This window comes from Marinagarivorans algicola, from assembly GCF_001292705.1.
In the GTDB taxonomy this organism is placed as follows: domain Bacteria; phylum Pseudomonadota; class Gammaproteobacteria; order Pseudomonadales; family Cellvibrionaceae; genus Marinagarivorans; species Marinagarivorans algicola.
In genome coordinates, this window is the sequence record NZ_LGAK01000075.1 from 1 (window position 1) to 10,248 (window position 10,248).

Here is a 10,248-nt window from a genome sequence, read left to right on the forward strand (position 1 = left end):
GTTGTTATAATAATAAATTTTTAAATGGCTATCAGTTTTTACCCCACCTAAAACTGAGCGATATCTACCAGATACAACATCGCTTAATTAGAGTGTCTTAAAAAATCATTTGCTAGTACGCCAGCATGTGCCAGCTGCAAATAGCACTCATACACAACCGTCCTACATTCACTTAGCCGTCGCACCCAAGGTACAATAAGGAGCCCAAAGTATTATCGCTCTACTTGAGTGTCTTACATGCTTATACCGTTATTTTTAAGGTAGGGGCAACAATTATGAACTCACAAAGTAACCTTTAATGCCACTATTCAATCGAACTAAAAACACCACCAATAAAGTATTAATAAATCATTTGAGGACATTAGAAATCCGTAAGTGTCCATGCCATTCCACAGGTAGCTTGAACGACTCAGCCAGTGATTGATTAGTATCTAGTTGGCTTTTGAATAATGACCATTTAATAAAAATATTCACATATATCTAATAAAAATCAGGACCCATCAAATGAAACATATCGTTTTGAGTACTGCGCTAATCAGCCTTGCACTACACTCTATTAGTGCTCAGGCTGACTGGTTTTTTAGAGGCACGCCCAATAACTGGGGCACCTCAGCTATGACGGCAGGCAGCGATGGTATTTATCATACCTGCCAAAAATTTGGTAATGATAGGCCACGCTTTAAAGTATCTCGCTATGAAAACTGGGATGAGAGCTACCCAAGAAGTGACTGGGGTGTAGAATCAAACACCTCACAACTCATTACCATTAACACATCAACAAAACGCATCAGTGTTCACAAAGTGAATGATTGCAACAATCTTGAACAGCCTTATATAACTGACACCCTCTATGCTCAGCGCGGGCCTTATTTACAAACAATCACCCAAGATTCTGTGATTGTGCGCTGGCAAAGCCGTATTAAAGGTAAAGGGGTTGTACGTTACGGCTTAAGCCCGAGCAATATGAATGCAGTAGCAAGCAGTGATTACAATAACGGCCATGAGCATAGTGTACAAATTGATAACTTAACGCCAAACACGCGCTATTATTATGCCGTTGGTTTATCGCCACGCGCTAGCGTACATGATAATGACATGTTTTTTGAAACAGCTCCTCCAACAGGGTCCCACGATCCTGTACGTATATGGGTTTCGGGTGATACCGGAGACTCACGAGCCAATAGCGGTGGCTTAACACGTACCTATCAAAGTTATCTCAATGATGCCGGCACCCAATACACCAATGTTTGGTTAATGCTAGGCGATAATGCTTATCACCACGGTGAACAAAGCGAATACCAACGCCACCTGTTTGATATGTTTCCCAAATTGCTCAAGCAAACGGCTCTGTGGCCAACTTATGGCAATCATGACGCTCACAGATCCAGTGCAACACGCCAATTTGGCCCCTATTTCGATATTTTTAACCTACCCACACTCGGTGAGGCCGGTGGCGTTAGCTCGTACAGCGAAGCCTTCCACTCTTTTGATTATGGTAATATTCACTTCGTTAATCTGGACTCTTCTGAAAGTGCAGGTCGCGATTTAGATAATATGAAAAGGTGGCTACAAAACGATCTCGCAGCAAATGCCAACAATGAAAAAACCGATTGGCTAATTGCTTTTTTTCATCATCCACCCTATTCAAAAGGCTCTCATGATTCCGATAATGAACGCGACGTTGATGGCACTAATGATAACTGGGGCGGCGTCTCAGAAATGAAATTAATGCGAGAAAACTTTGTTAATATTTTAGAAAAGTATAGTGCCGACTTAGTCCTTACCGGGCATAGCCATACTTATGAGCGATCAATGCTAATTGGCGGTCACTATCAAGAATCTCCTGAGTTTAGTAATAATCCATCGCAGTTTACGATGAGCAGCCATCAAAGCGAATACGTTAAACCACTCAAGGCCAATACCGATGATGACAAACAAGAAGGTACTATATATGTGGTTGCCGGTAACGCGGCTAAAAGCAGTAACAGCGGCAGCTTAGATCACCCAGTCATGGTTAGAGGCATGCGCGATCTAGGTTCGATGGTACTGGAAGTTGAAGGACTAACACTCAAAGCAAAACTCATTACTGATCGTGGCGAGCAAAAAGATTTCTTTCGTATTACCAAAAGTGATGCACAATCTGTGAATAACACACCATAACAACCCAGAAGAGCCCAACAACCCAATACCACAATAGGAGTAATTGGCGCAAGGAGGCGCTATAACACATCAACGATTTGCATCACTCGACCTCATGGTACAACCAAGCCACACCTCAATCCGCACTCTCAAAATTGATTGCAAGTCGCTCAAATAGCACTTTAAATGCACTAACTTCACACCTCAATATACTTTTATCGCAATAATACAGTGACGCCTGCGCTCAGTGTTTAGCGCATTTAGTTGCAGTTACACCCTCTTAGCTTTACCATCAAAACTATCTTAAAGTTACTCAGGGCAGCCTTGTGTTAAAAATAATAAAGCATCTTTCACTCTCTTTACTATTAATGGCTGTCGCCATTGATATCTCAGCCAAACCGTTATCGTTAGACCGCATTTTTGATGACCCTAGTCTTTCGGGTAAGTCACCAGTACAACTTAAATTCTCACCCGATGGTACACGTGTCACCTACCTACAAGGCAAAGTCGATGACTATAACCGCTACGACCTATGGGAATACAACCTCAAAGATAAAACCAATCGCATTTTAGTGGATTCGGCCAAGCTGTTTACAGGTACCGAAACACTCTCTGATGAAGAAAAAGCCCGTCGCGAGCGTCAACGTATTTTTGGTAAAGGCATACTCGAATATAAATGGTCAACTGACGGTAGTGCATTATTGTTTCCGCTTAATGGCGACCTTTATTATTATGCTTTAGCCACCGGTAAAAGCCAAAAGCTCACCACTACCGAAGCCTTTGAGACCGATGCACGTTTTTCCCCTCAAGGTCGTTTTGTCTCTTTTATTCGCGAGCAGAACCTTTATGTATTAAACATTAAATCAGGCAAAGAAATAAAGCTCACGCAAGATGGCGGCGGCGTCATTAAAAATGGTATGGCAGAATTTGTTGCCCAAGAAGAAATGGGCCGCATGACAGGCTATTGGTGGGCCGATGATGATTCTAAAATTGCTTTTACCCGTGTCGATGAAACCCCCGTAAAAGAAGCTATACGCAATGAAATTTATGCTGATGAAGTTAAACTTTTTAATCAACGCTACCCTTTTACCGGTACCCGTAATGTCACTATCGCACTCGGTATAGTCACACTTAGCAACTCAGCCATAGATTGGATTGACTTAGGCAAAGATAAAGACATTTATATTGCCCGCGCCAAATGGCTAAAAGACAACAAAACTTTGTCGTACCAATGGCAAAATCGCTCGCAACAAGAGCTGGAGCTGCGTTTTTATGATAGCCAGACCAAAAAGCAAACCGTAGCACTCACCGAAAACAGCAATACCTGGATCAACTTACACTTTGATCTTAAATTTTTAAAAGACAAAAAACACTTTGTCTGGGCTTCGGAGCGCGATGGCTTTAAGCACTTATATTTATACAACATTAATGGCCAGCTCATTCGTCAAATTACCCGTGGCGATTGGGTTGTTGATAGTCTAAAAGGGGTTGATGAGCAAAAGGGTCTTGTGTATTTTGCAGGGCGAAAAGATACCCCGCTTGAAAGTCATTTATACCAAACACCTTTATTTAAAAAAGGTGCCATTACCCGCATTACCGAGCAAGGCCAATACCACAATGTGGTGCTGGCAAAAGATAACCAAACATTCATTGATAATAGCTCGTCCGTCAATAAGCCTTACGCTACAGCATTACGTCAAGTAAACGGCGATTTTATCACTTGGCTTGAAGAAAACAAATTAGACAAAAACCACCCACTGACACCCTATATTAACGATTTAACACAACCTGAATACGGCACCCTAAAAGCCGATGATGGCCAGCTTATGCACTACCGGCTATTTAAACCTAACAGCCTTAGCCACAAACCTAACAGCCAAGCCCACAACAAAAAACACCCGGTTATTGTCAGCGTCTATGGGGGGCCTCATGCACAGCGCGTGACAAACAGCTGGCGCAGTAAAAACCTGTACTTTCAATACATGGTACAGCAAGGCTATATTGTTTTTCAGTTAGATAATCGTGGCTCGTACAATCGTGGTAAAAAATTTGAAGATGCCATTTATAAAAAATTAGGTGACATTGAAGTGGCCGATCAAATTAAGGGAGTAGAATTTTTACGTACACTCAATAATGTAGACCCAACGCGTATTGGCATTTACGGTCATAGCTACGGTGGCTATATGGCATTGATGGCTATGTTTAAAGCGGGCGATTACTTTAGTGCAGGTGTATCGGGTGCACCAGTGACTGACTGGGCACTGTATGACACACACTATACAGAGCGCTACCTAGGTCATCCCAGTAGCAATGCACAAGGCTATCAAGCCAGTGCCGTCTTCCCTTATTCAGCGGATTTAAAAGGCCCCTTAATGATTTATCATGGCATGGCCGATGACAACGTATTATTTACCCACGCCACTAAATTATTTAAGCAATTACAAGATCAAGAAAAACAATTTGAAATGATGACCTATCCAGGCTCTAAACACAGCCTGCGCGGCAAACACGTTCAAACGCACCTACATCAAACTATTACAAACTTTTTTAATCGCCATTTTAATGTGGCCGATCAATAACTTAAACGCTCGCTAGGCAAAGGTGTCACCAGTGTGGCACCTTTGCAATTGCGGTATTCGCATCATTGACTAGGCCACTTAAGCCCTCTAAGGCCTTACACGGTACGAGCGATAAGTATAAAACCTCTAGCGCCTTTAGCTTCACCGCAACAACGCTAAGCAGCAACGCTAAGAAAGTCCTAAGCTATTGAGCCCCACCCCAGCTCATCAACAAAGCCATTACAAACGTAGACGAACGTCAAACTCAGCATTAAACTACTCGCTTTACTTGTCGGGGTGCTGCGCTAGGCGCATGCTGAGATCGTAACGAAACCCGCCGAACCTGATCGGGATGACACCTGCGTAGGGAACAAGTCATATGCCCATACCCTCATCTATTGCTATTGCTGGCGCTGGCCTTGTAGGCAGCTTACTCGCTTGGCGGTTACTCGAAGACGCTCAGCAATCTGGGCTAAAGCGACGTGTAGAGCTGTTTGAAAAAAGCTCACTCAAATACCCTCGTGCCGCCGCACACACTGCTGCCGCCATGATATCGCCACTGAGTGAAGTGGTAGTCTCTGAACGCGCCATTTACGATATGGGCATTTGCTCTTTAGGGCTCTGGCCGCAGTGGCTCAGCACCTTAAACAAGCACAGTGCAACACCGGTGGCCTACAACAACCAAGGCAGCCTAGTGGTAGCCCACCCTAGTGATGAAAGCGAACTTGAGCAATTTGCACAAGATTTACACTTCCATTTACAGCATGAAAATACCGCCACTTGGCTTACCGGCCACGAGCTTCGCCAACGCGAACCCGACCTTAGCCAGCAATTTAATCGCGGCCTATTACTACCCGACGAAGCCTTTTTAGATAACCGTCAATTGATGATCAACCTACATCAACGCATTGTAGCGCTCGGCGGTAAAATTCACGAAAATGCCGAGATGCAATTTCAGCCCCAAGCGGTATGCGATGGCTTTGATTTATCACGTTTCGCGCTGTGTGTAGATGCGCGCGGTGTGGGCGCAGCACAATCGCAGGCGGTACGCGGTGTGCGCGGCGAGGTACTTTGGGTACAAACCCCCGAAATAAAGCTGCAACATGCCGTGCGCTTAATGCACCCACGCTATAAGCTCTACATAGTGCCCAAACCCAACAATAGCTTTATTGTCGGTGCCACCGAAATAGAAAGCCAAGACAGCTCGCCGGTCAGCGTGCAATCAATGATGGAGCTTTGCAGCGCACTCTATACACTTAACCCGGCCTTTGCTGAGGCGCGTATCATAGAGCTCGATGCGAACTTAAGGCCGAGCTACCTTAACAATATGCCAGCAATACACCACCAGCCACAGCAAGGCACAGCCAGTATTAACGGGCTTTATCGCCACGGTTATTTATTAGCGCCGCACTTAATTGCGCAGTTTATCGACAGCTTAAAAAGTGCATAAAAACCCTGTATATTCACCTGATTTGGCCACACAGTAATATTATGACTAGCCCAACAATCACTTTAAGTATTAATGGCGACACACACAACACTACCCATACCAGCCTTAGTGCCGTGCTCGCCACTTTAAATACCGGCGATCAATTTGCTGTTGCGCGCAATGGCGAGTTTGTGCCTAAAAGCCAACATGCTGCCACTACGTTATGCGATGGTGACACCCTTGATATTGTAACCCCTGTAGGAGGAGGCTAACTATGAGTGCATTCACGCTTTACGGCCAAACATTTAATAGCCGGTTTTTATTGGGTACAGCGCTCTATAGCTCACCGCAAGCGATGGTCGACTCCGTCAAAGCTGCCCAGTGTAATATTGTAACGCTAGGCCTACGCCGCCAAAACCCACAAGAAAAAGACGGCCAAGCTATTTGGAGTGCTATACGCGATACTGGCTGCACCTTGCTGCCCAATACCGCAGGCTGTAAAAGCGCCAAAGAGGCCGTTAATCTAGCCGAGATGTCGCGCGAGATCTTTAATACCTCTTGGATAAAACTGGAAGTCATTGGGGATGATTACAACTTACAACCTTGCCCCTTTGGCTTAGTAGAAGCCGCCGAAGAACTCATTAAACGCGGCTTTCAAGTATTGCCCTACTGCACCGATGACCTTGCTGTGTGCCAGCGCTTATTAGATGTAGGCTGCCAAGTACTTATGCCTTGGGGCGCACCCATTGGTACAGGCCAAGGGCTACTTAATCGTTATAATTTACGCACTTTACGTGAGCGTCTACCCACTACACCGCTCATTATTGATGCCGGCTTAGGCGCACCATCGCAAGCGTGCGAAGCCATGGAAATGGGCTTTGATGGGGTATTACTCAACACCGCTGTCGCTAAAGCGCAACAGCCACCCATTATGGCCAAAGCGTTTGCCAGCGCCATTGCCGCCGGCCGCGCCGCTTACGAAAGCGGCCTGATGGTTAAACGCCAAACTGCCAGCCCAAGCACGCCCACTATTGGCCAGCCGTTTTGGCACCAAAAGTAAAAGGTCACTATGCAGAGGTACTGGGATTGAACGCTAATAAATCATGGACTGGGCCGTTTAAGCCATAAGCCATAAGCTACTCAGTATTGCTATCGCAACAAGGCCCAGCGCTTAAACCCCAAAAAATAATTTATCAAAGCCTTATTGGTGAAGCTTTTTAGCTTGGCTAAATAACGGCAAATAAAAACCATTAAAAGGTTGGCCAATAATAGAAATCTTAGCCTCGCGTAGTTTTTAGCTTTTTACAAAAAGAATACTGACACCCATCACAATAAACAAAATACCACTCATTCGCTGAAACCACTGCACATTATTAGGCTTAGCTAAAAAGCTTCTCGCTTGCTTCCCCAAATAACCATAAACCGATAATGACACAAACGAAAAAAACATAAAAATCAACGTCATAATAATAAATTGTGGCGCAATGGCATAATCTGCATTTAAAAATTGCGGGAACAACGCCGCAAAAAATACAATGGGTTTTGGGTTGGTCACCGCAATTAAAAACCCCTCTTTAAAGTAAGACAACAAACCACGCTTAACATCATCTATTGGTATAGCGCTATGCGATGCCGCCTGCTTAGCCGATGAAAGTTGGCGAGCACCTAAATAAATCAAATAAGCCGCACCACAAACTTTTACCAAAAAAAATAATGCCGGCGATGCCAACAGTAACGCGCTAAGGCCGCTCACCGAAGCAATAGATAAAAGCATCAACCCTAAACTATTCCCCACCGCAAAAACCATAACCGCCCGGCTACCGCTATCAATACCATTATAAATCGCTAAAAAAACAGCAGGTCCTGGGCTAATAATATAAAAAAATGAAACTAACATGTATATTATCAGCGTATCGATATTCATAGTACTTACAACCCAAATAATGCGTGATTTTCAGGCGACAACTATACACTCAAACATCAATTCGTGCTTCACAATGCTGCCAGTCATAACCATTAATGAACTTCAATCAAACTGCATTATGGCTCTATTTTTGTCACGCCAGAGCCTGCAAACCGCTGAGAATTAAATCCATAAAAACACATACAGCATAATGTGATGTGATGAATATCATAATACGCGATGCTGTAGTGGCGAGTGGTCACCAAAAACTGCGCTAACTTCAGTAACCAATGACTCAAACCTTAATGGTGAGAGCTACACCTATCTACACGCACCTATTTGCACGAATGTTACCTTCGTCTAATAAATACGCATGAAAAAGCCTTTATCCGATATAAGGTTTTAGCCGCACTTGTTTTTGCTGTGACACCTAGGCTAGCATGCTTTAAAGCACTCACACATGATGACTTATATGCCAACCTTATTACAATTAACCTTGCTATTCACCTTGTTAACTGCTTGCTCGGATGAGGCTACTTCACCTTCTGGTCAAAATGAATCTAGCCAGAGCAATACGAGTGTCAATCAAGCATCTTCTACTCATGTTGCTTCGTCCTCTAGCCAAGCATCATCAAGTGACAGCAATACACTAGCACCCGAACTAATACCTGAGTCACCATGGACTTTTTTATCACTCAACCCATCAACTCATTATGGGACGCGCCATTTTAATGTGCCCGCCTCACAGCACTGGGTCAATACAGGGCTTTTTTTGAGCCGAGGCGAATCAGTCACTATTACCGCAGAAGGTACATGGAGCATGGATGGTAATGAATATATCACCGCACAAGGAAAGGCTGGAGACAAAGAATTTCGCGGCTGCACCTTAGGTTCGCTGGTTGCGCGTATAGGGTTATTTTATGAGGATACAGAGATAACCTGCGTGGGTACACAAGCTGAATTTGTAGCGCCCAAAGATGGCATTGTTTTTTTAGGGGCTATTTTATCCACTGACCTGGGCGAAACCTACGAAGATAGGCGCAATGCCGATGGCGAAGTGCGCGTCTCACTCACCTCCAATATCGGCCGCGTAGTGCCGACTATTCCTGTCGCAAATACACAGACTTATGACTACTCTGTTGTGTCTTCTGACTGGGTAGAAATTATGGGGACATATAATGTACTCACGCTACCTACCGATATTGCCAATAGCGATAAAGAGACACTCATACGTGCCGTTAACCGCCTAGACGCAATGTACCAACTACAAGCAGAATTTCGAGGCCTACAACCTTATAACGGTCAACCCATTCGGTGGATGGGCGATACCGAAGATGCGCCCGGCTGGATGCTAGCAGGCAGCCCCGTACGCTTAGACCCAAGTATTATTGATGGTGATATTTCTGTGCGTATTACACACGCCGGCGAAACTTATAACGACACTTGGGGTTATGCCCATGAACTGGGTCATATTTTTAATTTTGCCGGTGGCGATTGGTATTATACGAGCTTTGGCGGCCTAGAGGCCTGGCCTAATATTTTTGCACTGTACACCGTAGAAAAGCTTAATTTACCGGTAAACGATGCACTATCGAGTTGCACTGAGCGTAAAGCCAATTACTTAGCCGATGTTAAAACACCCTTCAATGATGACCCTTGGGTAGGCATGTGCTTTTTTAAAAGCTTACGTGAACAACACGGTTGGGGAATGTTTAAACAATTTTACGCTGAATTTAATAAAAACCCAGGCTTTGGCTGGAAATTTTTACGTGATAGATTCAGCCGTAGTGCAAACAGTGATTTAAATCCTATTTTTGATGAATGGCAGCTACCGCAATAACGTCATTCAACATCGCCAACATCAACCAGCATGTAACTCAAAAACAATCCCGAATTTTTTACTCAAGATTGTTTTTGACGCAATTTGTAAATAAGAAAATAATACAAGGACACTCACCCCAAAAAACACCTGCTAGAACAGTCCAACAATTAACACCGCCCAACCTAAAACACGTTAAATTATGGCTTTATTACTTACAGCTACCAACACAGTATTAAGTATGGCGTTAGGGTATATACTCAGGCAGGTCGAATTCAATGGGAGTGCGGTAACGTGAAGGGAATCACTCATGCAGTGATAGCATGGATGCTAAAGAACTGCCCACTGGCGGCGGTGCTCGTAGCGGGTTCCACTGTACTGATCATAGCCACACAAAAAA

Annotated in this window: 7 protein-coding genes and 1 riboswitch; of the genes, 6 read left to right on the forward strand and 1 reads right to left on the reverse strand. The window is 44.3% G+C overall.

Annotated elements, in window-relative coordinates; translation table 11 throughout:
- Nucleotides 1-504 precede the first annotated feature (504 nt).
- The 5 genes from AC438_RS15925 to AC438_RS15945 all read left to right on the forward strand — a co-directional run bounded on the left by AC438_RS15925 (nt 505) and on the right by AC438_RS15945 (nt 7,186).
- Nucleotides 505-2,160 carry a purple acid phosphatase family protein gene (locus tag AC438_RS15925; protein ID WP_053982254.1) on the forward strand — a complete coding sequence of 552 codons (1,656 nt, stop codon included), beginning with the start codon at nt 505-507 and terminating at the stop codon, nt 2,158-2,160.
- Between the two features lie 305 nt (nt 2,161-2,465).
- Entirely contained in the window at nt 2,466-4,718 is a 2,253-nt protein-coding gene (locus AC438_RS15930) for a S9 family peptidase (protein WP_053982255.1), read from the forward strand.
- A 262-nt stretch (nt 4,719-4,980) separates the two neighbouring features.
- Nucleotides 4,981-5,084, forward strand: a riboswitch (TPP riboswitch).
- Nucleotides 5,077-6,147, forward strand: a complete 1,071-nt coding sequence (locus AC438_RS15935; RefSeq protein WP_053982256.1) for an FAD-dependent oxidoreductase — start codon at nt 5,077-5,079, stop codon at nt 6,145-6,147. Its footprint overlaps the riboswitch before it by 8 nt.
- A gap of 41 nt (nt 6,148-6,188) precedes the next feature.
- The gene (thiS, locus tag AC438_RS15940) at nt 6,189-6,398 is read left to right on the forward strand and encodes a sulfur carrier protein ThiS (protein ID WP_053982257.1); all 210 of its coding nucleotides are present in this window, start codon (nt 6,189-6,191) and stop codon (nt 6,396-6,398) included.
- A 2-nt stretch (nt 6,399-6,400) separates the two neighbouring features.
- Nucleotides 6,401-7,186, forward strand: coding sequence for a thiazole synthase (locus AC438_RS15945; RefSeq protein WP_053982258.1), 786 nt, complete (start codon nt 6,401-6,403; stop codon nt 7,184-7,186).
- Between the two features lie 234 nt (nt 7,187-7,420).
- On the opposite strand, the gene AC438_RS15950 is transcribed toward AC438_RS15945, so the two are convergent.
- Entirely contained in the window at nt 7,421-8,023 is a 603-nt protein-coding gene (locus AC438_RS15950; protein ID WP_202904784.1) for a LysE family translocator, read from the reverse strand.
- Nucleotides 8,024-8,489: 466 nt separating this feature from the next.
- Between AC438_RS15950 and AC438_RS15955 the strand changes: the two genes are divergently transcribed.
- Entirely contained in the window at nt 8,490-9,869 is a 1,380-nt protein-coding gene (locus AC438_RS15955; protein ID WP_053982260.1) for a M60 family metallopeptidase, read from the forward strand.
- Nucleotides 9,870-10,248 lie beyond the last annotated feature (379 nt).

Excerpts from the sequence above, each read along its gene's own strand:
- AC438_RS15925 (WP_053982254.1), top strand. The coding sequence starts at position 505 with ATGAAACATATCGTTTTGAGTACTGCGCTAATCAGCCTTGCACTACAC.
- AC438_RS15935 (WP_053982256.1), top strand. The coding sequence starts at position 5,077 with ATGCCCATACCCTCATCTATTGCTATTGCTGGCGCTGGCCTTGTAGGC.
- thiS (WP_053982257.1), top strand. The coding sequence starts at position 6,189 with ATGACTAGCCCAACAATCACTTTAAGTATTAATGGCGACACACACAAC.
- AC438_RS15945 (WP_053982258.1), top strand. The coding sequence starts at position 6,401 with ATGAGTGCATTCACGCTTTACGGCCAAACATTTAATAGCCGGTTTTTA.
- AC438_RS15950 (WP_202904784.1), bottom strand. The coding sequence starts at position 8,023 with ATGTTAGTTTCATTTTTTTATATTATTAGCCCAGGACCTGCTGTTTTT.
- AC438_RS15955 (WP_053982260.1), top strand. The coding sequence starts at position 8,490 with ATGATGACTTATATGCCAACCTTATTACAATTAACCTTGCTATTCACC.